The organism is Goodfellowiella coeruleoviolacea, from assembly GCF_024171785.1.
GTDB classification, from domain to species: domain Bacteria; phylum Actinomycetota; class Actinomycetes; order Mycobacteriales; family Pseudonocardiaceae; genus Goodfellowiella; species Goodfellowiella coeruleoviolacea.
Genome location: NZ_JAMTCK010000003.1, coordinates 97824 through 121121 on the forward strand (window position 1 = coordinate 97824; position 23298 = coordinate 121121).

Annotated in this window: 21 protein-coding genes; 8 read left to right on the forward strand and 13 right to left on the reverse strand. The window is 73.4% G+C overall.

The features are described 5' to 3' along the window. Positions 1-3 precede the first annotated feature (3 nt). Together LX83_RS06475 and LX83_RS06480 are read right to left on the reverse strand one after the other, a co-directional pair. Entirely contained in the window at positions 4-789 is a 786-nt protein-coding gene (locus LX83_RS06475; protein ID WP_253768116.1) for a thermonuclease family protein, read from the reverse strand. Positions 790-1018: 229 nt separating this feature from the next. Then, entirely contained in the window at positions 1019-1882 is an 864-nt protein-coding gene (locus tag LX83_RS06480) for a MerR family transcriptional regulator (RefSeq protein ID WP_253768118.1), read from the reverse strand. A gap of 102 nt (positions 1883-1984) precedes the next feature. Between LX83_RS06480 and LX83_RS06485 the strand changes: the two genes are divergently transcribed. The 3 genes from LX83_RS06485 to LX83_RS06495 all read left to right on the forward strand — a co-directional run bounded on the left by LX83_RS06485 (position 1985) and on the right by LX83_RS06495 (position 5370). Continuing rightward, complete coding sequence (locus LX83_RS06485) at positions 1985-2950, forward strand: outer membrane protein assembly factor BamB family protein (RefSeq protein WP_253768121.1); 966 nt, start codon at positions 1985-1987, stop codon at positions 2948-2950. A 67-nt stretch (positions 2951-3017) separates the two neighbouring features. Next, entirely contained in the window at positions 3018-4244 is a 1227-nt protein-coding gene (locus LX83_RS06490; RefSeq protein ID WP_253768123.1) for an outer membrane protein assembly factor BamB family protein, read from the forward strand. A 136-nt stretch (positions 4245-4380) separates the two neighbouring features. Then, positions 4381-5370, forward strand: a complete 990-nt coding sequence (locus LX83_RS06495) for a malate dehydrogenase (protein WP_253768125.1) — start codon at positions 4381-4383, stop codon at positions 5368-5370. An 84-nt stretch (positions 5371-5454) separates the two neighbouring features. Here the strand turns inward: LX83_RS06495 and LX83_RS06500 are convergent, their stop codons facing one another. After that, complete coding sequence (locus LX83_RS06500) at positions 5455-5847, reverse strand: hypothetical protein (protein ID WP_253768128.1); 393 nt, start codon at positions 5845-5847, stop codon at positions 5455-5457. 1010 nt (positions 5848-6857) lie between these two features. Here LX83_RS06500 and LX83_RS06505 point away from each other — a divergent pair. From LX83_RS06505 to LX83_RS06515, 3 genes are all read left to right on the forward strand, one after another. Then, positions 6858-8099 carry a thioester domain-containing protein gene (locus LX83_RS06505; protein ID WP_253768130.1) on the forward strand — a complete coding sequence of 414 codons (1242 nt, stop codon included), beginning with the start codon at positions 6858-6860 and terminating at the stop codon, positions 8097-8099. Positions 8100-8389: 290 nt separating this feature from the next. After that, complete coding sequence (locus LX83_RS06510) at positions 8390-8668, forward strand: antitoxin (protein WP_253768132.1); 279 nt, start codon at positions 8390-8392, stop codon at positions 8666-8668. A 51-nt stretch (positions 8669-8719) separates the two neighbouring features. Further along, positions 8720-9400, forward strand: a complete 681-nt coding sequence (locus tag LX83_RS06515; protein WP_253768134.1) for a putative glycolipid-binding domain-containing protein — start codon at positions 8720-8722, stop codon at positions 9398-9400. An 18-nt stretch (positions 9401-9418) separates the two neighbouring features. On the opposite strand, the gene LX83_RS06520 is transcribed toward LX83_RS06515, so the two are convergent. Then, a complete protein-coding gene (locus LX83_RS06520; protein WP_253768136.1) occupies positions 9419-10606 on the reverse strand; it encodes a thiolase family protein in 1188 nt (395 codons plus the stop codon). A gap of 73 nt (positions 10607-10679) precedes the next feature. Continuing rightward, positions 10680-11462: a TetR/AcrR family transcriptional regulator gene (locus LX83_RS06525; RefSeq protein ID WP_253768137.1), complete on the reverse strand. Its 783-nt coding sequence runs from the start codon at positions 11460-11462 to the stop codon at positions 10680-10682. Between the two features lie 162 nt (positions 11463-11624). On the opposite strand from LX83_RS06525, the gene LX83_RS06530 reads away from it, so the two are divergent. Further along, positions 11625-12014, forward strand: a complete 390-nt coding sequence (locus tag LX83_RS06530) for a VOC family protein (RefSeq protein WP_253768139.1) — start codon at positions 11625-11627, stop codon at positions 12012-12014. Between the two features lie 59 nt (positions 12015-12073). On the opposite strand, the gene LX83_RS06535 is transcribed toward LX83_RS06530, so the two are convergent. From LX83_RS06535 to LX83_RS06565, 7 genes are all read right to left on the reverse strand, one after another. Then, positions 12074-14068 (reverse strand): hypothetical protein, encoded by a 1995-nt coding sequence (locus LX83_RS06535; protein WP_253768140.1) that lies wholly within the window; start codon positions 14066-14068, stop codon positions 12074-12076. 95 nt (positions 14069-14163) lie between these two features. Then, positions 14164-14814: a response regulator gene (locus LX83_RS06540; protein ID WP_253768141.1), complete on the reverse strand. Its 651-nt coding sequence runs from the start codon at positions 14812-14814 to the stop codon at positions 14164-14166. After that, on the reverse strand, positions 14802-16025 hold the full coding sequence (locus tag LX83_RS06545; protein WP_253768143.1) for a sensor histidine kinase: 1224 nt from the start codon (positions 16023-16025) through the stop codon (positions 14802-14804). Before LX83_RS06545 ends, LX83_RS06540 begins: the two co-directional genes overlap by 13 nt. A 124-nt stretch (positions 16026-16149) precedes the next feature. After that, positions 16150-17160 carry a prephenate dehydrogenase gene (locus LX83_RS06550; protein WP_301327803.1) on the reverse strand — a complete coding sequence of 337 codons (1011 nt, stop codon included), beginning with the start codon at positions 17158-17160 and terminating at the stop codon, positions 16150-16152. Positions 17161-17234: 74 nt separating this feature from the next. Continuing rightward, a complete protein-coding gene (locus tag LX83_RS06555; RefSeq protein WP_253768145.1) occupies positions 17235-17861 on the reverse strand; it encodes a VOC family protein in 627 nt (208 codons plus the stop codon). Positions 17862-18110: 249 nt separating this feature from the next. Next, positions 18111-19058 (reverse strand): RCC1 domain-containing protein, encoded by a 948-nt coding sequence (locus LX83_RS06560; RefSeq protein WP_308203934.1) that lies wholly within the window; start codon positions 19056-19058, stop codon positions 18111-18113. A 144-nt stretch (positions 19059-19202) separates the two neighbouring features. Further along, positions 19203-20915: a TlrC/CarA/OleB/SrmB family ABC-F type ribosomal protection protein gene (locus LX83_RS06565; protein ID WP_253768149.1), complete on the reverse strand. Its 1713-nt coding sequence runs from the start codon at positions 20913-20915 to the stop codon at positions 19203-19205. Positions 20916-21193: 278 nt separating this feature from the next. Between LX83_RS06565 and LX83_RS06570 the strand changes: the two genes are divergently transcribed. Next, positions 21194-21922 carry a class I SAM-dependent methyltransferase gene (locus LX83_RS06570; protein ID WP_253768151.1) on the forward strand — a complete coding sequence of 243 codons (729 nt, stop codon included), beginning with the start codon at positions 21194-21196 and terminating at the stop codon, positions 21920-21922. 28 nt (positions 21923-21950) lie between these two features. Here the strand turns inward: LX83_RS06570 and LX83_RS06575 are convergent, their stop codons facing one another. Beyond that, on the reverse strand, positions 21951-23183 hold the full coding sequence (locus tag LX83_RS06575) for a hypothetical protein (RefSeq protein ID WP_253768153.1): 1233 nt from the start codon (positions 23181-23183) through the stop codon (positions 21951-21953). Positions 23184-23298 lie beyond the last annotated feature (115 nt).

The window sequence follows — 23298 nt, forward strand, 5'->3', positions numbered from 1 at the left end:
TGGTCAGCTCTCGCAGGCCACGCCGTCGTTGTCGCGGTCAAGGCCGGCGCGGTAGCCGGGCTCGCCTCGGTGCAGTGGTGCGGCGCCGGCCGCCTTGGCCTGGGAGCAGTTGGCGTAGTAGACCGCCTCGGGCTGCTGCTGGACCACGGGTGGGTCGGGTTCGCGGGTGGGCTGCCGCTCGGGCGTGGCCTCGGGCGGCGGGGTGGTCACCGGCAGGGTGTCCGCGCCGCGGCAGGGTTCACCCCACAGGCCGAGGCCGGCCTGGTGGGCGGTGTCCTGGGCCTGGCTGAGCGGGCTGCCTGGGGTCGCGGGCCGGGCCAGGCCCTGGCTGACCGCGAGGGTGGCGAAGTCGGTGCCGTCGGCCAGGCGCAGTGCGGGTGGGTGGCCCTGCGCCACCCACTGGACCTGCTTGTTCAGCAGGGTGGTGCGGGCGAACTCGGTGGCCGGGTCGCGCCAGCACTCGCCGGGCACGGCCAGGCTGTCGAGGGTGACGGTCAGGCCGTCGGACAGGACGACCGTGCGGGCGTCGGTGACCGCGACCACCGTGGGCAGGGGTGGCGGGGTCGAGGGTGTCGTGGCCGCCGCCGGGCTCGACGTGGAACTCGCGGTGGTGGTGCTGCTGGTCGTCGCCGGGGCCGGGCTGGTGGCGGCCTGCTGGCCGGTGGACTCGCGGTCGCCGAAGATGCCGGCGACGAGCACGAGCGCCACCAGGGCCAGCAGGCCGACGCGCAACCAGCGCGGGACGCGCCGCCACCGCTCCCGAAATCTGGTCGGCTGTCCTGCTGCCATGAATATCCCCCTCATTCTTCGGTTTTCCCCAGGCCACCGGAGCGCGGTCACGCTATCGGCAGTTCTGGCCGGCTGGCCAGGGAGAATGCCGCCGGCCGCGGTGGTGGGGCAAATTGTTATCCGAAGGATTACCGGGGGTAGTTCCGCGAAATGAGCGACGCGTCAGATCGGGTGATATCCGGAATTTGGTGTAACGCTTTTCAGTGGGACACCTGAGCCAGGGACCGGCTCAGGCCCGGGTGATCGGCTCCTGGAGTTCGACCACCCACTGGGCGCGGTCGGCGGGGCAGTCCAGGTACAGCTCCCGGGTGTACCCGGCCGAGCGGTAGCCGTTGGCCTCGATCCAGTGGGCCAGCGCCTGCGCGCTGGGCATCACCTCGTCCATGGAGCCCCGGTGCACGGTGGTGGCCGCCTCGATCTCGGGCAGGTCCACGATGGCGAAGTCGTGGTCCGCCCGGGGTTCGGCCGCGACCGGCAGGCAGGCGTGCACCGTGATCAGGCCCTCGCCCTCGCGCGAGTCGGCGTTGCCGGGGCGATCACCGGCCTCCGCCCGGTGCTCGGTGTAGTAGGCGATGCCCGGACCGGTCGGGGTCAGACCGGCGGCGGTGAGCCGGCGCTCCAGTTCCGGGTAGAGCGGCGCGATGACCGGGCTGATGTCCTCCGGGGCGAACCCGGCGGCGGTGGCGGTCAGCTCGGCGACCCGGACGGCGGGCAGCCGCTTGATCACGACGTCGTGGGCGGGCATGTGGTGCGCACCTTCTTCCAGTGTCCGGAGCCTCGCCTCGACCCGGGCCAGCCGCGCGGTCTCCGCCGCCAGCCGCTCCGCCACCTCCGCCCGCCGCAGCCGCAGCATGCCGCGCAGCTCGGCGATGCTCACCCGCTCGTCCAGGATCGCCCCGACCTGGTGCAGGGTGAAGCCCAGCTCCTTCAACGCGGTGAGCCGGTTGAGCCGGGTGAGCTGGTCGGCGCGGTAGTAGCGGTAGCCGGTGGCGGCGTCGACCCGGGCGGGCCGCAGCAGTCCGATGGCGTCGTAGTGGCGCAGCATCCGCACCGACACCTGGCCGTGTCTGGCGAAATCTCCAATGCTGAACATGACGCCTCCCAGTGCAGCGGCTGACACGGTGTCAGGGTCAAGAGCGCCTCGGCGGACCGGGCTTGGTTGACTTGGCCCGCGCGCTGTCCGGAGGTGTTGGTGTTGTCACTGCCACGTGGCGATCTGGGCCGGACCGGGGTGTACCCGGTGTCGGGGCTGGCCGAGCCGAGCGGGGTGCGCTGGCGCACCGCGGACCGGCGCGGCTACGGCCTGCTCAAGACCGTGCCCGCGGTGGCCGATGGGTTGGTGGTGCTGTCGTTGGGGTTCGTCGAGCACCGCACGCGCGGCGGTGTGCTCGCCCTCGACCTGGCCAGCGGCGCCGAGGTGTGGCGGGTCGAGGGCGAGCGCGGGAGCCGGTGCGTGCTGGCCGACCAGTCGGCCAGCTCCGGTGGGCGTGCGGGGCGCGCCCGGCGCGGCATCGCCCGCGCGGACGAGTGGCTGGTCACCGACGCGTGTCACGCCGCGGTCGCCGACCAGACCGCGTGGCTGCCCCGGCACCGGGAGCACGGCGCCGACCGCGACCACCGGGAGGACCGCTTCCACGGCGAGTTCCCCTGGACCAGCACCGAGATCGTGGGCCACGACCTGCGCACCGGACAGCTCCGGCACACCTACGTCCCGGACCCGGGCCGGTACCGGATCGGCAACAGCCCGGTGGTGGTGGCCGCCGGCCGGGTGTACGCGGTGCTGGTCGACTTCGGCTGGCCGGCGTGGAACATCGCGAGTCGCGTCGACTCCCCCCGACCGGAGCTGCACGTGCTGGACGCGGCCACCGGCGAGCTGGTCTGGCAGCGCGAGCTGGGCCTGCTGCCGATCGGCTCGCTGGTGCTGGCCGGCGGCCTGCTGTACCTGGCCGCGGCCGACGGCGAGGTGCACGCGCTGGACGCGGACAGCGGGGAACTCCGGTGGCGGGCCCACGTCGGGGCGGAGCTGGGCGCGCACGTCGACCGCGAGTACGACGTCGGCGCGGACGCACCCGACCCGTACGCGGTGGTGCCGGACTTCCTGGTGCCCGGGGACGGCGTGCTGTACGCGCAGACCAGGACGGGTGTGCTCGCGCTGGGCTGAGCACCGGCGCGGCCAACGGTGAACGGTGAACGGCCGAGGTGAACGGTGAACCGAGGAGGGGGAGCACATGATGGTGCCGGCGTACGGGGATTCCGGCCGGACCGGGCGGTTCGCGGTGTCCGGATTGGACAGACCGAGCGGCTGGGACTGGCACTCCGACATCGGCAACCCCGTGGTCGGCCGGCTGCTGCGGGACGGCGACCTGCTGTTCCTGGGCGGTGGCAACGGCGTGCTCACGGCGGTGGACGCGGACAACGGGGTGATCCGCTGGCAGAAGCAGGTGCGGGTGATCCGGCCGCTGCCCGACGACTGGGAGGACCCGAACCCGGACGAGTGGGACTACGGCTGGGAAGAGCACGAGTGGCTGGCCATCCCGCTCGCGGTGGTCGCGGGCAAGGTGTTCGTCAAGGTCGAGATCGTGGACCAGGACCCGTACGAGGTCGCGGTCGACCGCTACACCGGTGAGCTGGTCGGCGAGGTGACCACCGGGGAACCCGGGGTGGACCCGGCCACCCTGGTCATGCTGGACACGCTGCGCGCCGTGGACCCGCTCACGCTGCGGGTGCACTGGTGGCCGAAGGGCGTCGACACCTGGCCGCTGGAGGCACCGCCCGCCGTGGTCGACGGCCTGGTGGTGGCCTCGTGCAAGGTGGATCCGGAGCGTGGACACGGCGGGCTGCACGCGTTCGACCGGGCCAGCGGAGAGCGGGTGTGGGGGATCGGTGTCGAGCGCGACGCCGAGGGCAACGCGGTGGCCGTCCACCCGGTCCACCCGGCGGTGGCCGACCGGACGGTGTGGATTCCGCGCTGGCGCGGGGAGAGCACCGAGATCGTCGGGTTCGACCTGCGCACCGGTCGGCTGGTGCACGAGTACGCGCCGGCCGAGGGCGGGCGCTGGCGGGCCAGTGGCGCGGTGGCCGTGGCCGGCGGACTGGTGTACGCGGTGCTCACCAACGGGGCGCCGCTGCCCGAGGGGCAGTCCCACCCCGCCGAGGTGCACGCGCTCGACGCGGCAACGGGTGAGCTGCTGTGGGTGTCGCCGGTGGGCCTGCCGGTGGTCGGCTCGCCGGTGCTGGCCGGCGACCAGGTGCTGCTGGCCGGCTCGGACGGCCGGGTGTGCGGGCTGGACGCGCGCACCGGTGCGCTGTGGTGGACCGCGGACGTGGAGGTCGAGCTGGGCGTTGGCGCCATCAACGCGGCCCGCGGGGTGCACACGGAGTTCCCGGCCGCGCTGCTCCCCGGTGACGGTGTCCTGTATGGACAGAGCAGGACGGGGGTGGTGGCGCTGCGCTGAGGTGCCGGCCCGGCGCCGGCGGTCCGGGTGACCGGGGCCACTGGTGGGGCTGACCACTACCTGGGCGGTGCACCCCTCGGCGGGCGGATAGCATCCGGGGCAGTCGGCACGGATTTCCGAGTGTAGGAGCGAGAAGATGGCAAAGGCGCCCGTCAACGTCACCGTTACTGGTGCGGCCGGCCAGATCGGCTACGCGCTGCTGTTCCGCGTTGCCTCGGGGCAGCTGCTCGGCCCGGACACCCCGGTGAAGCTGCGTCTGCTGGAGATCCCGCAGGCGGTCAAGGCCGCCGAGGGCACCGCCATGGAACTCGACGACTGCGCGTTCCCGCTGCTCGCCGGCATCGACATCTTCGACGACCCCAAGCAGGCGTTCGCCGGCGCGAACGTGGCCCTGCTGGTGGGTGCCCGGCCGCGCACCAAGGGCATGGAGCGCGGTGACCTGCTGGAGGCCAACGGCGGCATCTTCAAGCCGCAGGGCGAGGCCATCAACGCCGGTGCCGCCGACGACATCCGGGTGCTGGTGGTCGGCAACCCGGCCAACACCAACGCGCTGATCGCCCAGGCCAACGCGCCGGACGTGCCGGCGGAGCGGTTCACCGCGATGACCCGGCTGGACCACAACCGCGCCCTCTCGCAGCTGGCCCACAAGCTGGGCGTGTCGGTGACCGAGATCAAGAAGATGACGATCTGGGGCAACCACTCCGCCACCCAGTACCCGGACCTGTACCACGCCGAGGTCAACGGCACGGTCGCGGCCGACGCCGTGGGTGACGACGCCTGGCTGCGCGACGAGTTCATCCCCACGGTGGCCAAGCGCGGCGCGGCCATCATCGAGGCCAGGGGCGCGTCCTCGGCCGCGTCCGCGGCCAACGCCGCCATCGACCACGTCTTCGACTGGGTGAACGGCACCCCGGAGGGCGACTGGACCTCGGCGGCCGTGGTGTCCGACGGCTCCTACGGCGTGCCCGAGGGCCTGATCTCGTCGTTCCCGGTGGTGTCCAGGAACGGCCGCTACGAGATCGTGCAGGGCCTGGACCTCAACGAGTTCTCCCGCCAGCGGATCGACGCCTCCGTGGCGGAGCTGGCCGAGGAGCGCGACGCCGTGCGCCAGCTCGGCCTGATCTGAGCACGCGTCCACACGAGACAGTCAGCGCACCGGCCGGTCCCGCGACGGGGCCGGCCGGTCTGCGTTGCACCGGGCCCCGGGGCGCTACCCGGCGGGGTGGTCCGTTGCGGACGGAGCCGACCGGTCCTGGTGGTCCGGCCGGCTCGGCCAGCCCGGCTCGCCGGACCGCCTGGCGGCCTCGGCGCGGGCGTCGGCGATCCGGCCGAGCAGGCCGCACAGGAACTGGGACCCCAGGCCGATGGCGAGCACGAGCACCGCGGTCCCGATGCTGAGCAGGAACGCGATCGCGATGATCCCGGCGGTGATGGCGGCGACCACCAGCCCCGTGCGCAGCAGGGCGTTGCGCTGCCCGGGTAACTCCTCGGGCAGGCAGAACCACGTTGTCCACCGGGGTGCTTCCGCGGGATGGGGGTCGGCGTCCACTCGGGACGGCCGGCGGTGGGTGGGGCCGTCGGCACCACGCGCGCCTAAGCTCACTGTTCGTTCCTGTTCCGTTGACTACTGGGCGCGGGTTGGTTCGCGGAACCGCCAGACGCGCTGACCGCCTCGCCTGCGACGTCCTCGTCGCCGCGCCGGCCGAACGGGGATGGGCCCGGAGTCGGCCGCGGCGGAGTTCGGCCGTGTTCACGTGCTGTGTTCATTCTGGCGACGCGGCGCGTTATCACGAAGTGATCACGGTGGTTGTGCGGCGAGGTGCGGGTGTGGCTCGCCGAGCGGTCAACCGCGCGTGGTTGACCTGGTCGGGACACTGTCAGTCACGGCCTCTCGTCGACAGGCTGGCTGTTACCGACTGGACATACCCCGCATGAACAGGGAAGTTCGCAATGCGTTAGGTAGTTGCCCACTTTCGGTAGATCATACGTACGGTAATGGTTGGTCGGTCGCGGTTTGGATAGGCCCGCTGACCGCTCCGGCGATGTGGTGGTTGCCTCGGTGATGGGGTCGCCACATTCCGTGGTGATGGGCCGTCGACAACCGCGCGGACGCTGATCAAGATTGTTTTGCGTCACTCTTTCGGGTGACTGGAAAAGGGTGGCCGTCCGCCGCTGTCTTACATCACCTTTACGCAACGGTGTGGCGTCGATGGCACGAACTTTTCCCCCTTGTGTAACGCGTCGACCAGGGGAAACGGGGATTTTGCCCGATGTCGGGCCGGGTGGGGGCGCCCTCGCCTGAACCTTTTGGGTGTTTTTTCTTCCGGTTGCCGGGGCATAGTGCGGCACACGGCCGGGCACCGGCCGCCGAATCGTGCTGTTTTGGCTGGTCACCACGGTTAGGTGCGGTGGTGATCCCCGCTGCTGTGCACGGGTCGCGCAATCAGGTAAGGTTCCGCCGTTTTCTTGGTTGGGCTACCGCGGTTCCCGCATTCGTCCGCCACGCGGGCCAATGACCGCGACCTGCCCGACCCCCCGCGCTTGGCGCACCAGTGGCGAACGCGGGGAAGAAACAGCTACGTCGGGGGCCACGCTCTAGTGGGAAGGAGACCCATGGCATCCCGGTTCACCCTGATGCGCGTCGGCGGGGCAATTCTCGGTGCCTCAGTCGCCCTGATGACCTCGGCACTGCCGGCGGCTGCGGCGACAACCGCGCACATCGACCCCCACGGGGGTGAGGGCGGCTACCAAGTTCGCCTGACCAAGCCCGGTCAGGAGGTGTCGACCTCGCTGATCGGTCTGCGCGTCGACGGCGACAAGCCGGTCAAGACCTACTGCGTCGAGCTGCACGTGAGCGTCGACAGCAAGGTCGGGATGGTCGAGGTTCCCTGGGACAAGTACCCGGAGGCCGACTCGCCGTTCCACAAGAACCGCGACAAGATCAACTGGATTCTGCACCACTCGTACCCGAGCGTTCAGCCGGCCCAGCTGAGCGCCAAGGTCGGCAAGAACATCAGCAGCCAGGAGGCGATCACCGCCACCCAGGCCGCGATCTGGCACTTCAGCGACAGCGCCGAGCTGGACCGGGGCAACGCCACGCCGCGCAACCCGGACGCCTCCGGTGACGTGGTCGCGCTCTACGACTACCTGACCGGCAGGGAGAACGTGGGCATCGGCGAGCAGCCCAGCCCCACCCTGACCATCGAGCCGACCAGCCTGGAGGGCAAGGCCGGCGAGCTGATCGGGCCGTTCGCCGTGACCACCACGGCCGAGAGCGTCACGCTGGAGGCGCAGCTGCCGCAGGGCGTCACCCTGACCGACGGGACCGGCAAGGAGTTCGAGAAGCCGGCCAACAACACCTACAAGACCAAGGACGCCGGCACCAGCAAGGCCGACGTCTACGTGAAGGTCCCGCGCGACGCCAAGGCGGGCGAGGCCAAGTTCACCATCAAGGCCGACGCCAAGCTGGACAAGGGCCGGCTGTTCGTCGGCAGCGGCGGCAAGACCCAGTCGCTGATCGTGGCGCTGCCGCAGGACGTCAAGCTGTCCGCCCAGGCCACCGCCAAGTGGACCGCCGGCACCCCGGTGACCTCGCCCTCCGTCTCCACGCCGTCGAGCGCGCCGTCGACCTCGGCCAGCTCCCCGGCGCCGTCCTCGCCGGCTGAGGTGGTCCCGTCCACCAGCGCGCCGGTGACCACCTCGGCCAAGCCGGCCCCCGCGGCCGGTGGCGGCAACGACGACCTCGCCCAGACCGGTGCGTCGATCTTCTGGCCGGTCGTGATCGGTGTCGTGCTCGTGGGCGCCGGCGCGGGCGCGCTGGTGCTGCAGCGCCGCCGCAAGGGCACGTCCGCCTGAGCCTGACCGGGCGCACCCGGCGTGGGTGACCCAACCGCGTGGCCAAGGGGCCGCTCCCGAACGGGGGCGGCCCTTTTCGCGCGCCCCACATCCGGGTAACTGGGGATGTGCGACAGTCGGAAGGGACCATCCGGACAAACCAGGACGTTGGTCGCGCTCCGCCGCCGCGCGCGGTGGTCCGCGGGAGCAACGCCGTGGGGTGGCCGGAGTCAGTCGGGTACCCTGCGTCAGGGCTTGGCTCGTGCGGGTACCCGGTCAGGATCGGACGGGAAGTGCTGGAGGAACGCACCATGAACTTCGACGAGCTGAAGAAGAAGGCCCAGGAGCTGGTGGAGAAGCACGGCGACAAGATCGAGGGCGCCGCGGACAAGGCCGGTGACTTCGCCAAGAGCCGGTTCGGCCGCGCGGAGCAGATCGACAGCGTGGTGAACAAGGCCAAGGGCCTGCTGGGCTCGGTCCGGCGGGACGCCGACCAGGACCGCGGCCCGGAGTCCGGCCAGCAGCCCGGTCAGCAGCCCGGTCAGCAGTCCGACCAGCACCCCGGTCAGCAGCCCGGCCAGCAGCAGTAGTCGTGAACCCGCCGCGGCGGGAACAGTGAGCCAGGTGGACAAGTGAGTCAAGTGAGCGATTCGGAGACCGCTGCGCAGGTGGGGCGCGAGGACGCGGCCGCGGCGCCGTCCGCGCCCGCCCGGCGCCCGACCATGCTCACCTGGCAGGGCGTTGGCGCGTCCAGCCTGGAGTCGGTGCGGCTGATGGCCGGCGGCGACCGGCTGCGTGCCTCCGGCCGGCTGATCAGCGGGGGGACCGGGGCCCACCGCGGTGCCCTCGGTGCCGAGGCCGGCGACACCGGGCAGGCCTACAGCGCCTCGTTCGAGCTGAGCACCGACAAGGCCGGCCGCGCCAGCCGGCTGCTGCTGCGCAGCACCACCGCCGAGGACGAGCGGCAGGTCGCGGTGTCGCGCACCCAGGACGGCCTGTGGCTGGTGGACCGCGGCCAGGGCGCGGAGCGGGCCGAGTTCGACGGCGCGCTGGACGTGGACGTGGCCGGTTCCGTGCTGTTCAACGGGTTGCCGGTGCGCCGGCTCGACCTGCACCGCGACGCCGGTGACCAGGAACTGCCCGTGGTGCGGGTATCCCTGCCGGACCTGTCCGTGCACCTGGTGCGGCAGCGGTACCGCACGGTGCGCGTCGGCGAGAACTACTCGCTGATCCACTTCAGCTGCGCCGGGCACACCGCCGACCTGACCGTGGACGGCGACGGCATGGTGCTGGACTTCCCCGGGCTGGCCCGGCGGGTCTGAGCCACCCCGGCCGGCGGCTCAGACCCGCACGGCCACGGCCAGTGCCTGGCCCACCGCCGTGCTGGCCGTGGCCACGCCCAGGCCGCCGCCCCTGGCCCGCAGGTGCCGGCACAGGTCCACCACCACCCGGGCCATGGACGCGCCCAGCGGGTGGCCGTAGGCGATGGCCCCGCCGTGCACGTTGACCCGGTCCGGGTCGATGTCGGGCAGCCCGTCCACGCACGCCAGCAGCATGGCCGCGAACGGCTCGTTGATCTCCCACAGGTCGACCGCGTCGACCCGGGTGTTGAGCCGGCCGAGCAGCCGCCGCACCGCGGTCACCGGGGCCAGGGAGAACAGGTGCGGCTCGGCCGCGGTGACCACGCTGGCCAGCACCTCGCCCAGCGGTGTGCCGCCCAGCTCCCCGGCCAGTTTCTCCGACCCGACCAGCACGGCCACGGCGCCGTCGCTGAGCGGCGCGGCGTTGCCCGCGGTCACCGTGCCGTGCTCGGAGAACACCGGTTCCAGGCCGGCCAGCCGCTCCGCCGTGACATCCGGCCGCACCGGCTCGTCCCGGCGCACCGACGAGCCGTCGGACAGCCGCACCGGAAAGGCGAACCCGTCGTGCACGCCGGCCTCCCAGGCCGAGGCGGCGCGGCGGTGCGAGCGCAGCGCGTAGGCGTCCATCCGGTCGCGGCCGATGCCCAGTTCCTCGGCGAGCTGCTCGGCGGCCCGGCCCAGCGGCACGGTCCACTGGCTCGGCATCCTCGGGTTGACCAGCCGCCAGCCCAGCGCGGTGGAGACCAGCTCCATCCGGTCCGGCAGGGCCCGTTCCGGTCGGGGCAGCACGAACGGCGCGCGGCTCATCCCCTCCACCCCGCCGGCCAGCACCAGGTCGGCGTCACCGGTGACGACGGCGCGGCAGGCCTGCACCAGCGCCTCACCACCGGAGGCGCACAGCCGGTTCACCGTGGTGCCCGGCACGCTGGCGGGCAGCCCGGCCAGCAGCGCCGCCATCCGGCCGACGTCGCGGTTCTCCTCGCCGGCGCCGTTGGTGTTGCCGTAGACCACGTCGTCCACCCTGGCCGGGTCGAGGGTGTCGGCGTGCCGGGTGAGCAGTTCGGTGATGGGCAGTGCGGCCAGGTCGTCCACGCGCACGCCGGACAACCCCCCTCGGTAGCGACCGAACGGGGTGCGGGCGGCGTCGAGCAGCAGCGCGCGTCGCATGCGCCCCATCTTGCCCGCGCTCGGCCGCGGCCACTTGTCGAGCGAGCCGGTGATTCCCCGTCGGGTGGCGTGCTCAGGGCCGGCGGTCGGCCTGGCCGGCGCGCTGCTCGATCAGCACGGCCAGGCCGTCGAGCACCCGGGCCAGGCCGAACTCGTAGGCGTGGTCGGGGTCGAGGGCGCTGCCGTGGGCCGCGCCGGCCGCGCTGCCCACGCGCACCGCGAGCGGGTAGGCCCGCTCGTCGAAGACGCGGGCGAGCAGCGGCGCGTTCGCGGCCCACCACTGCTGGTCGTCCAGGGCGCTGTCCTGCTGGGCGGCGCGGGCGTCGATGGCGGCGCGGGCGCACGCCTGCACGAAGTTGAGCAGGTAGGTCAGGCAGGCGTCCAGTTCGACGTCGTCCAGGCCCAGACCGTCCAGTGCGGACAGTTCGTGCTCGTACTTGGCCATCAGTCCGGGGCCGAGCGTGGGCCGGCCGGTGGACACGCTGGCCGCCCAGGGGTGGGCCTGGAACAGTGCGCGGTTCTCCTCGGCCACCGCGCGCACCCGGTCCCGCCACGGCTGGCCGGTGGTGTCGGTGCGGGGCATGGCCGCGTAGGCGGCGTCGAGCATCAGGTCCAGCAGTTCGGCCTTGCCCGGCACGTAGGTGTACAGCGTCATGGGTGCCACGCCGAGCGCCTGGGCCACCGCGCGCATGGTCACCGCGGCCAGGCCCCTGGCGTCGGCCAGTTCGGTGGCGGCGGCCACCACCGCGTCGATGCTCAGCCCCTGCCTCGGCCCGTGCTTGGCGGCGACCGGGGTGCGCCACAGCAGTTCCAGGGTGCGGGCCGGGTCGCCGGCTCCGCTGCGTTCGGACGGCACGGCGTCATGCTCTCACGACCGCGGTTGGACAACGTACAGAGTACGGTGTACGTTGTACTGTGTACGGAGACAGTCGGCCGGGCGGTGCTCGGCCGGCACCGTGTTGTTGAAGCTCTCGTCGGGCCCCCGGTCCGGCGAGACGCGACCCGTGTGAGGAGTTTCGTGCGCATCACCGCGTCCGCCGTGTCCCTGAACGTCGACGACGTTTCGGCGTCCAGCGCGTTTCTCGTCGAGCACTTCGGTTTCGAGGAGAAGATGGCCGCGCCCGGCTTCGCCTCGCTGGGCAGGGACGACGCCGGGATGAACGTGATCTTCCTGCGCCGCGGCCTGGAGACCCTGCCCGCCGACCAGCGCGACCACCACGCCGACGGGCTGATCCTGGCCTTCGAGGTCGACGACCTGGAGGGCGAACTGGCCCGGCTGCGCGCCGAGGGCGTGGCCATCACCATGCCGCTGACCGAGGAGGAGTGGGGTGAACGCGCCTTCCAGGTGCGCGACCCCAACGGCGTCATCGTGCAGCTGGTCGACTGGAAGGGAGCCAGCTCCTCGTGATCCCAGCTGCCTCGTGATCCCGGCGTGGGCCGGTGCTCCCGGCGCGGGCCGGCTGAGCGCTACGGCGCCAGCAGGAAGCCGGAGAACCCGGGCAGGTAGTTGCCGTCCACGCCGATCGCGCGCACCTCGATGGTGTGCGGGCCGGCGGCCAGGGGTTGGCTGGTGAACGCCACCCGCCACTGGCCGCCGACGCCGGGGCCGTCCACCGCCGTGGGCACGGTGGCGATCGGCGCGTCGTCCAGCCGCACCCCGAACCCGGCGACCCCGGCCAGGTGGGTGCCGGCGAGCTGGCCGGCCGTGCCGCTCAGGGTCACCTCCAGCACCAGGCGGCCCCGGGGCAGGGTGCGGCCCGCCTGGAACGGCTGGCCGGCCGCGTCCAGCAGCCGGGCCGACGGCTTGGGCAGCTGCGCGGGCACCGGGGTGGGGCTGGGTGCGGTCGTGTCCGGTGGCGCGGGCAGCTCGGCCGTGCCACCGTCGGGGCTGGTCAGCTTCGGGGTGCCGGCTGGTTCGGCGATCAGCTCCAGGTCCGCGTGCACCGCCCGGACCGCCTGGCCCGCCGCCGGGTCGGCCGGCGGTGGGTTGAGCAGGGTGACGGCCAGGGTGTAGTCCGGCCCCACCACCAGCGCCTCGGCCGGCAGGTCGGCGACCATCGGGTGGCGGATGCCGGTGTGCGTCCACGCGGTGCCCTCGACCGCGGGCCGCAGCGGCAGCACCACCGCACCCACCTGGACCGACAGCGCCGGCGGCGGCGCGAACTGGTGGTCGTAGTCGGCCGGCTGCACGTCCAGCCGCAGCTGGGCGCCCAGCACGCCGCCGATCCGCTGCCCGGACGGCGCCTCGCTGGCCGGCTGCTCGCGCACCGCCACGACCACCCTGGGCGGCGTCACCTGGGCCGGTGGCTGGGCCGCGCCGCCGGCCACGGCCACCAGGTCGATCGCGGGTCGCAGCTGGCCGCCGTGGAACCCGAGCAGCGCGGTCGCCTCCGTCCACTGTGGAGCGACCGGGGCGGTGCCCACCAGCTCACCGTCCACCAGCACCCGCACGCCGTCCCGGCGCAGCACCACCTGCCAGCGGTGGCTGACCCCGAGGCCCAGTTCGGGCAGTGGCACGACCGGCTCGGTGATCGGGGCCAGTTGGGGCATGCCCGCTCCCACCAGCGTCCAGACCCCCTGCCGGCCGTCCTTGCCCGGCCCCACCCGGATCCGGATCGTGCCCGGCGGCAGGCTGTCGTCGTCCTGGGCGCGGCCGGCCAGCTCGGCGGCCGGTGGCAGCGCGTTGGTGTAGGCGGAAACCGCCTCGAGGCCGACCGCGTCGGCCGGGCCGGGCACCAGGTCGAGCAGGAGAACACCGGTGCCGCCGGGCGCGTCGGTGTCCACCACCAGTCGGCCCAGCTCACCGTCTGCCGTGGCCGGATCGGCCAGTCGGAACGGGGTGCGCGAGCGCAGGATCGCCGGCCGGTTCCCGCAACTGCCGCCCACCACCAGGTGGTGGCTGTCCTCACCGCCGCCCCTACCGGCCTTGGTGCACTCGTCGATTAGCCGCCACCGGGTCGGGTCGGGCGCGCTCGGGCCGTCGAACCGGTCCACGAACACCAGGTTGGGCACGTCGGCCAGGTCGTCGGGCGGGGTGGCCGGGGTGCCGGTGGTGGTGGCGGGTTCGGAGCGCTGGCCGAAGGCGTCCACCGCGCGCACCTCGACCCGGTGGGCCACGCCGTTGTCCAGGCCGGCCAACTCGACGGACGGCAGCGCCACCAGCCGGGTGTGGTCGAGCGCGTCGGCGGCGCCCCACCGCACCTGGTAGCCGGCGGCCCGGTCGGCGGCGGCCCAGCTCACCCGCAGCCGGTGGTCGGCCGGGGTGACCGCCAGTCCGGTGGGCGGGTTCGGGCGCGCACCCCGCTCGGGCAGCACCACCCCGTCACCCGCGAACCGGTCCAGCACCACGGCCGGTGCCGGGGCCGGTGTGTCGTCGTCGTTCTGCGTCGTGCGCAGCGCGACCACGCCCCCGCCCAACACCGCGAGTCCGACAGCGACCAGCACCACACGACGCCCCCGCATCCGGTCAGGCTACTGGCCAGGGGGTCGCTGCCAAGCCCTGTTCCGGCCAATCCCGTTCGGGGTGGGGCAGCGCGACCGCCGCGGGGCCGCCGGGCCTAGGCCTGCCGGCTGTTCAGGTAGGTGAGCACGGCGAGCACCCGGCGGTGGCCGCTGTCGGTGGGTTGCAGGCCGAGCTTGGCGAAGATGTTGCCGATGTGCTTGTGCACGGCGTTGTCCGTGATGACCAGCCGCTGGCCGATGGTGGCGTTGTCCAGCCCCTGCGCCATCAGCGCGAGCACCTCGCGCTCGCGGGCCGTCAGGTCGGCGAGCGGGTCGCGCCCGGACCGGGCCAGCAGTTGGGCGATGACCTCCGGGTCCATCACCGTGCCCCCGGCCGCCACCGCGCGCACCGCCTCGGTGAACTCGGAGACCCGGCCGACCCGGTCCTTGAGCAGGTAACCCACGCCACCCCGGCCGTCGGCGAGCAGTTCACCGGCGTAGTCCTGCTCGACGTACTGGGACAGCACCAGCACCGGCAGGTCCGGCTGCCGGCGCCGGGCCCGCACGGCCGCGCGGATGCCCTCGTCGCGGAACAGCGGTGGCAGCCGCACGTCCACGATCGTGACGTCCGGCCGGTGCTCGGCCACGGCCGCGAGGAACCCCGGTTCGTCCGTGGCGACCGCCACCACCTGGAAACCCTTGCTGCCCAACAACAACTCCAGTCCGCTGGACAGCAGCACGTTGTCCTCGGCGATCACGACCCGCACGGCAGCTCCACCCGGACCGAGGTCGGGCCGCCGGCCGGGCTGCTGACCTGGAGCGAGCCGTCCAGCGCGGCGGCGCGGCGGGCGATGCCGCTCAGGCCGGTGCCCCGCGCCGCGTCGGCACCACCCACCCCGTTGTCGGTGACCACCACGGACAGCACGGCTCCGGCGCGGCTGACCCGCACGCTGGCGGCCGTGGCCCGGCTGTGCTTGGCCACGTTGGTGAGTCCCTCGGCGACCGCGAAGTAGGCGGCCGCCTCCACCGCCGCCGGGACCGTCCCCAGTGGACCGACGTCGACCTGGGTCGGCACCGCGGCCCTGGCGGCCATCGCCCACAGCGCGCCGGCCAGCCCCCGGTCGGCGAGGATCGGCGGGTACATGGTGCGGATCACGTCGCGCAGCTCCACCATGGCCTCCTCGGCACTCTGGTGCGCCTCGGCCAGCAACACGGCCATGGTCTCCGGGTCCTCGTGCAGTGCTTCCCGCGCCATGCCCAGCCGCATGCTCAGCGCCACCAGCCGGGCCTGCGTGCCGTCGTGCAGGTCGCGTTCGATCCGGCGCAGCTCGGCGCCGTGCGCGTCCATCACCTTGGCCCTGGTCTCGGTCAGGGTGTCGACCCGCCGCGCGAGCTGCTCGGCCGCTGACGGCGTGAGCACCGCGAGGCAGCTCCGGGCGTGCGCCCTGGCGAGGCCGGGAACCACCAGCAACGCCACCAGCAGGCCGGCCAGTGCCTGGCCCAGCCCCAGTCCCACCGCCGAGGGCCAGTCGGTGACCGCGATGCCGAGCAGCCGCAGCGGGGCGTCGGCGGGCAGCAGCCACCACAGCGGGGCAGCCACCACCGAGCCGACCGCCGCCCCGCACGCGAACAGGGCGAGCAGCCCGACCGGCACCCCGACCGCCACGTGCACGGCCAGCCACCGGATGTCCCGCCAGGTCGCCGGCGCGGTCACCAGCTGACGCGGGCCCGTGCCCGGCAGCGGCGCGGCCGCCACGACCGGGGCGCCCACCAGCCGGCCGGCCCGCCGGTGGTGCCACGCCACCCACCGGCGCAGCCAGGCCAGTGCCGTGGGCAGCAGGAACACGCCGACGCCGAGCACGCACAGCAGCGCCAGCACCACGAGCAGCGGCAGCATCACCAGGCTGGCGAGCGCGGTCAGCAGTCCGACCAGCAGATACGTCGCGCCGCCACTCAGCTCCGTCCACCGTTTCCGCACCAGGATCCCTTTCTCAGGTGTTCAGTGCGGTTCACCCTGCCGGGCCGGAGCTGACCGGGCACTACAGCTGGCTGCCCTGTTCTCCCGCCAGCTGGCGGCAGTGCGCCGACCGGGCGGTGTCAGGTCAGCCGGCCTCGGCCAGTGCGGTGGTGCCGGCCAGCCCGGTGATCCGGCCACCGCGGGCGCCGAGGGCGCGCAGCGCGGCCAGGGCGTCCGGCGCGGTCAGGTCGATGCGGGCCGGGGTGTGCTCGGCGGACCGCTGAGCGTCCAGCCGCTGCCGGCCCAGGTGCCCGGCGGTGATGGTCTTGGCCAGTGAGCCGGTGGAGGCCAGTGATCCCCGGGCCGCGCCGAGCCGGCCCAGTGCCTCGTCCACGGCGGCGAGCAGCGCGCTCCGGTTGCCCTCGCACATGGCGGTCACCAGTTCCGGGTGGCTGCCGGCCACCCTGGTCCCGTCCTGGAACGACCCGGCGGCCAGGGCCAGGGCGAGCGGTCCGGCCTCGGCGCCGACCGCGGCCAGCACCGCGGCCAGCACGTGCGGCAGGTGCGACACGTGCGCGACGGCCCGGTCGTGCTCGTCGGCGGTGGTGGGCACCACGTGCGCCCCCGCGGCCAGGGCCAGCTCCACCACCTCGCGGAACACGTCCAGGTCAACAGCGGGGTCACCACCGGCGGCGCCGGCAGCCGGCTGGTCCGGCACGGTGACCACCCAGGCGGCGTCCTGGAACAGGGTGGCCGAACCGGCCGCCCAGCCCGAGGTGGCCACCCCCGCCATCGGGTGGCCGCCGACGTAGCGGGCCTCCGGCACCAGCCGGCGGACCGCCGCGGCCACCGGCGCCTTCACGCTGACCACGTCGGTGAGCCGGCAGGTCGGGGCGGTCGCGGCCACCTGGCGCAGCACCTCGGCCACGGCCGGCAGCGGCACGGCCAGCACCACCAGGGCGTCCTGGTCGGCGGCCCGGCGCAGCGCCCCGGCCAGATCGGTGGTGACCGGGTACCCCTCGGCCGACGCCGCTGCCGCGTCCTGCGCGGAGGCGGTCGCGCCCCACACCGTTCGACCGGCCGCCGCCGCGGCGCGCAGCACCGATCCACCTATCAAGCCCGACCCGAGCACACACACGTCACCCACCCGTCCCATCCTGCCCGGTGCCCGGTGGTGTGCCCGGTGGTGGTCCGCCTGCCCGGCGGCCACGGCGGGCGGTTGCTGGCACATCAGGACACCGCTGGCACCGCGCTGGTCTCCCAGGCGAACCCGTCCGGGTCGGTGCACGGCTCGGTGGCGCCGCCGAGCGCGATCCGGTGCGAGCCGGTGCCGTCGGGGGAGACGCCGACGTCCTTGGCCAGGGCCCGCCGCCGGTAGAGGGCCAGCTTGACCGCGCCCGACCCGGGGGCGAACTCGACGTACATGCGGCCGAAGCTCTTCGCCACGGTGAGGCCCCGGCTCAGGTAGAACTGCTTGCTCGCGGCCACGTCGGCGACGCCGAGCAGGAGCACCACGTCGTCGATCTGCCGGGACGCCGGGCGGGTGTCCTTCTTCGCCGAGGTCGCGACCTTCCAGATGGTCCCGTCCGGGGCCTGCACGACCGCGCCGTAGCCCCACAGCGACTTCGTGGCGGGCTTGAGCGAGGTCGCCCCGGCGTCGAGAGCCGCGTTGACCAGGGCGTTGACATCGGCCGGCTGGGCCACGGTCAGGGAGAGGACGAACCCGAGGAAGCCGCTGCTCGGTTCCTGCGCGGCCCGCAGGCGCAGCTGGGTGTCCAACCCGAAGGCGGTGGTGTAGAAGCGCTCGGCGGCGGTGGGGTCGGCGACTTCGAGGGTGATGGTGTCAACGGAGTTCATGGCGCTAACGCTATGTTCAGCCCGCTGACCTGCGCTTCTTGATTCCTGACCACGTTCGGGCGGGCCGTGCGCCGGTGTTGGCCGAGCCGACCACCGGTGCTCGGTCGGCGCGCGCTGAGCCCGCTGCGCACGCGGTGCTCACCCGGTGCGATCCCGGGCGGGGTGCGCGCGAACGGGCGCGGGCCCGGCGCCAGTCGGCACCGGGCCCGCGTTTCGCTGGCGACCGGGCCGGGGCCCGGTTCGCCCGTCCTACCGCAGCACCAGGCTGTGGTAGTAGGTCGAGGCGATCTGGGTGATACCGCCCGCCTTGACCTCGGCCGGCACGTCCATCTGGCCCTGTCCGTTGTAGTTCCAGACGATCACCTTGCCGTCCTTGAGCACGATGTTGTGGTACTGGCCGGTGGCGATGGCGGTGACCCCGGACTGCGCGATGGCCGGCACGTCCGTCTGGTAGTAGCCGTTCCAGCCCCAGGCGATGACCTTGCCGTCCTTGAGCGCCAGGTTGTGCTGGCCGGCCGTGGCAATGGCGTCCACTCCGGACAGTGCCTCCGCTGGCACGTCGGTCTGGCCGTGCTTGTTCCAGCCCCAGGCGATCACCTTGCCGTCCTTGAGGGCCAGGACGTGGCCGAGGCCGGCGGCGATGGCGTCCACCCCGGACTTGGCCTCCTCGGGCACGTCCAGCGCGCCCAGGTCGTTCCAGCCCCAGGCGATGACCTCACCGGTGTCCTTGAGCGCCACGCTGTAGTCCTGGTTGGCCGCGATCGCGACCACCCCGGACTTGGCCTCCTCCGGCACGGTGGTCAGGCCGCTGTACTCACCCCAGGCGATCACCTGGCCGTCCTTGAGCGCCAGGTTGTGGTAGGTGCCCGCGGCGATCGCGTCGACCCCGTCCCACGCGGCCACCGGCACCATGAGCAGCCGGCTGCTCAGCTCGGGGATGCCCCAGACGATGACCTGGCCGTCCTTGAGCGCGAGGTTGTGCTTGAAGCCGGCGGAGATCGCGTCCACCCCGGACTTGGCCTCCTCGGGCACGGGAACCCGCAGGGACACCTCGTCCTTGCCCCAGGTGAGCACCTCACCGACCGCGGCGGGGACCTCGGCTGCGGCGGGATCGGCGCTGGCCGGGCTCGCGCCGAACACGACGAGCGAACCGACCAGCGACGCCGCCAGGGCTGGCAAACCCGTGGCACGCAACACCTTCGTCAAGTGCTTACTCCCAACGATCGGACCGTGAACCAGGTGTGCGGGCCCCGTTGCCCGCACACCGGCGACGCTAGTGATCACCCCTGACAAAACCGGCACACGTGCCGAACCGTCCGGCGTCCCCGGCCGGTTCCGCGGCTACCCCGCCACGGCCTCGGCCGGCTGGAACCCGGCGACGCGCCCGTCGCGCAGCTCCAGGTGCGAACCCACGAACCGGGCCCGCATCCGGCGGTCGTGGGTGACCACCACCAGCGCACCCCGGTAGTGGGTCAGCGCCTCCTCCAGTTCCTCGACCAGCGCGGGGGAGAGGTGGTTGGTGGGCTCGTCCAGCACCAGCAGGTCCACCGGCTCGCTCACCAGCCGCGCCAGCTCGATCCGCCGCCGCTGCCCGTAGGAGAGTTCCCCCACGCGCAGCCGCAGCTCGGCCGGGCTGAACAGGCCGAGCGAGAGCAGCTCCGCGACGTGCTCGTCCGGGTGGCCCGGCCGCCCCAGCGCGAACGCCTGCGGCACGGTCAGCCCGGCCGGCCACGGCACCTGCTCCTGACGCAGGTGCCCGACCCGCCCGTTGACCCGCACCGAGCCGCTGTCCGGGGCCAGCTCACCGGTCAGCACCCGGACGAGCGTGGTCTTGCCGGCACCGTTGGGGCCGGTCACCAGCAGCCGCTGGCCACCGAGGACGCGCAGCGCCGGCACGTGCAGCCGGTCGCCGACCCGCACGTCCGCGAGTTCGGCCAGCACGTGCACCGTGTCCACAGTGGACTGTTGTTCCGCCGCCCCGGTCTCCGCCGTGGTGCGCGGCCGGGCGGTGAAGACGAGCGGGTCGGGCGGTGGCGCGACCGGGTTGTCGGTCAGCCGCTCGACCCGTTCCTTGGCGTTGCGGATCCGGCTCATCGCGCCGTGGCCGCGACCCCGGGCCCGGAACGGGCCGGCGGCGAACACGGCCAGCGGCAGCTTGCGCGGGATCGCGTCCAGCCGCGCCACGTTGGCCTGGACCAGTCGCTGGTTGCGGGCCAGGTCGGCGCGCCACTCCTCGTACTCCCGCAACCGCCGGCGGCGCTCGGCCGCCTTGGCCGCGAGGTAGCCGTCGTAGCCGTTGCCGTAACGGGTCACCGTGCCAGCGTCAACCTCCAGGATCGTGGTGGTGAGGTGTTCCAGGAACACCCGGTCGTGGGTCACGGCGATCACCGTGCCGGTGTGCTCGCGCAGGTGCGCCTCCAACCAGGCCACGGCCTGGTCGTCCAGGTCGTTGGTGGGCTCGTCCAGCAGCAGCAGTTCCGGGGCGGAGGCCAGCGTGGCGGCCAGCGCCAGCCGGGACCGCTCGCCACCGGACAGCGTGCCCAGGGCGCGGTCCCGCGCCAGCCCGGGCAGGCCGAGCCCGTGCAGTGCCGTGTCCACCCGGGCGTCGGCCTGGTAGCCGCCCCGGGCCTCGTAGCGTTCGACCAGTGCGGCGTAGTCGGCCAGCGCCCGGCCCAGCGCCGGGCCGGTGGCCGCGCGCAGGCCGGTTTCTGCTTGCCGCAGCTGGGTTTCCAGCTCCCGCAGGTCGGCGAGGGCGAGGTCGACGGCGTCCTGGACGGTGGCCTCGGGCGGCAGGTCCAGCGTCTGCGGCAGGTACCCGGTTCCGCCGGGCGCCACCACGGTCAGCTCGCCGTTGTCCGCGCGTTCGCGGCCAGCCAGCAGTCTGACCAAAGTGGACTTCCCGGAACCGTTGTCCCCGACGACGCCGACCTTCTCGCCCGGCTTGACCGTGAAGGAGACCTGGTTGAGCACGATGTGATCGTCGTAGCGCTTGGTGATGTCGTGGACGGCCAGTTGCGCGGTGGCGCGCACAGCGGTCCCCCTGTTCTCGGCCATCCGGCCGGTCGGAGCGACGGTGTGGACACGTCCAGCCGTGCGCGCGGCAGCCGGCGGCGAGCGCTGTGCACAGCAGGGCGCTGGGCACGGGAAAGCGCTGTCTCGGCTCAGGAAGGGGGGTGGCGCACGGATGGTGGCGGCGACGGCGGAGCGGGGCTCAACGCGGTCACGCGCCCGACGATCAACGGAACAATGTACCCATCGCCGATCACCGTAGCGGGCAAGTGGTTGTGTTGGCAAGTGCTTTGCCGGGTGCCGGGCGGCCTATCGTCGGTGCCATGGCTGACGAGTTGTTCGAGCACCCGCGGCTGGCCGCGGTCTACGACGCGCTGGACGGCGACCGCGACGACCTCGACGAGTACGCGGCGATCGCCGACGAGCTGGACGCGCGCCGCGTGCTGGACGTCGGCTGCGGCACCGGCGAGTTCGCGCTGCTGCTCGCCGGCCGCGGCCTTGAGGTGACCGGTGTCGACCCGGCCGGCGCCTCGCTCGACGTGGCCCGCGCCAAGCCGAACGCCGACCGGGTGCGGTGGATCCACGGCGACGCGACCGCGTTGCCCCCGCTGCGCGTCGACCTCGCCACGATGACCGGCAACGTGGCCCAGGCGATCGTGGACCCGGCGGACTGGGCGGCCACCCTGCACGGCGTGCACGACGCGCTGCGGCCGGGCGGACACCTGGTGTTCGAGACCCGCGACCCGGCCCGGCGCGCCTGGCAGGACTGGACCCGCGCGAAGACGTTCCGCACCGCCGAGGTTCCCGGCGTCGGCGTGGTCGAGGGCTGGGTCGACCTGCTCGACGTGCGCGGGCCGCTGGTGACGTTCCGGTCGACCCGGGTGTTCACCTCGGACGGTCAGGTGCTGACCTCGGACTCGACCCTGCGCTTCCGCGAGCGCGACGAGGTCGAGGCCGACCTGGCCGCGTGCGGGTTCGCCGTCGACGACATCCGCGACGCGCCCGACCGCCCCGGCCTGGAGTTCGTGTTCCTCGCGTCCCGGGTGGAGTGACCACGCCCGGTCGCGGGTGCTGGCCTGGTCAGGTGCCAGCGGGCGGCCAGAGCACGTCGGAGCTGCTGAGCCCGGTGGTGCCGGGGCTGCGCCACACCCCGGGCTGGGCGGCGACCCCGCGCACGGCGTCGGTGGCGGCCAGGTAGTGGTGGCCTGGCTCGGGGCGGGCGGTGGTGGGGCCGCACTCGGCGACCTGTCGCACCGCGGTGAACGCGGTCTGGCAGTGCAGCAGCGTGTCCCGCAGCCGCTCGCCGGTGGTGACGTCCAGGAGCCACACGTGCACGGCCAGCTCCGGCACGGGTTCGAGCGCGGTGACCCGCACCAGGAAGTGCAGGCCGTCCGGGGTCGAACTGATGCACGGATCGAGCAGGACCGGCCCCTTGGGCGCCGCGCTCCGGCACTGCTGCACCCCGGGCAGCACCGTGCCCTGGGCGGGGTCGGCGAGCGGCACCACCCGGCTGGCCGAGGACGGCGGCTGCTCGGGCGCTGGTCGCTGGGACGACGCAACGGGCTCCTGGCCGGCGGCGGCCGGCTCCGAGCCGGATGTCCACTGTGGACGGACGAGCAGTGCCGCGACCGCGATCACCACCGCCGCGGCCGCGCCCAGCAGCACGCCAACCCGTGCCGGGGTGCGCCCGCGCCGGGCCGGACCAACCGGTGCGGAACCGGCAACCGGCCGGACGTCGGCGACGGGTTCGGCAGGCGCGACCGGTTCGGCAGGCACGACGGGTTCGGCAGGCACGACGGGTTCGGCAGGCACGACCGGTTCGGCAGCGGCGGCTTCCCGGGCCGGGCCGGCGGACGTGGCACCACCAGCGGTTCCGGACGCGGTTTCGGCAGCGGTTCCGGGATCGGGTTCGGAAGTTCTGGACGTGGGTTCGGAAGCGGGTTCGCGCGGCGCCAGGGCACGGCTGTGCGCGGCTGACTGGTAGCGGTGCAGCATCTCCCGCACCAGTTCGCGGGCCTCCCACCGCCGGCTGGCCGGGCTGGCCTGCTCCGGATTGGCCTTGGCGTAGGACACGCAGGCCCGCACAAAGGCTTCCGCCACCTCCAGCGTGGGGAGTTTCCTGCCGGTGGCGGCGTTGCGCAGCGAGGTGTCGGAGTAGCGCCGAGCGGCCTGGGCGGTCTCGTGGGCCAGTGTCTCGTAGGACGGGTCGCCAGCCTGTTCCCGAAGCTCGCGCAGATAGCTGGCGAACCGGCCCTCCGGGCTGTCGGGTTCGGGAATCGGGTTCGACTGCCGTCCACTTCTGGGCCTGGTCACCATGCGTTCCCCGGTCGCGCTCGATCAGAAGATGATTGGTCAATCCGGCGTTTGCTGGCTCATTGTTCATCCACCGTCCCACTCTGGCCACGCCCTGTCATCGACATGACCAGAA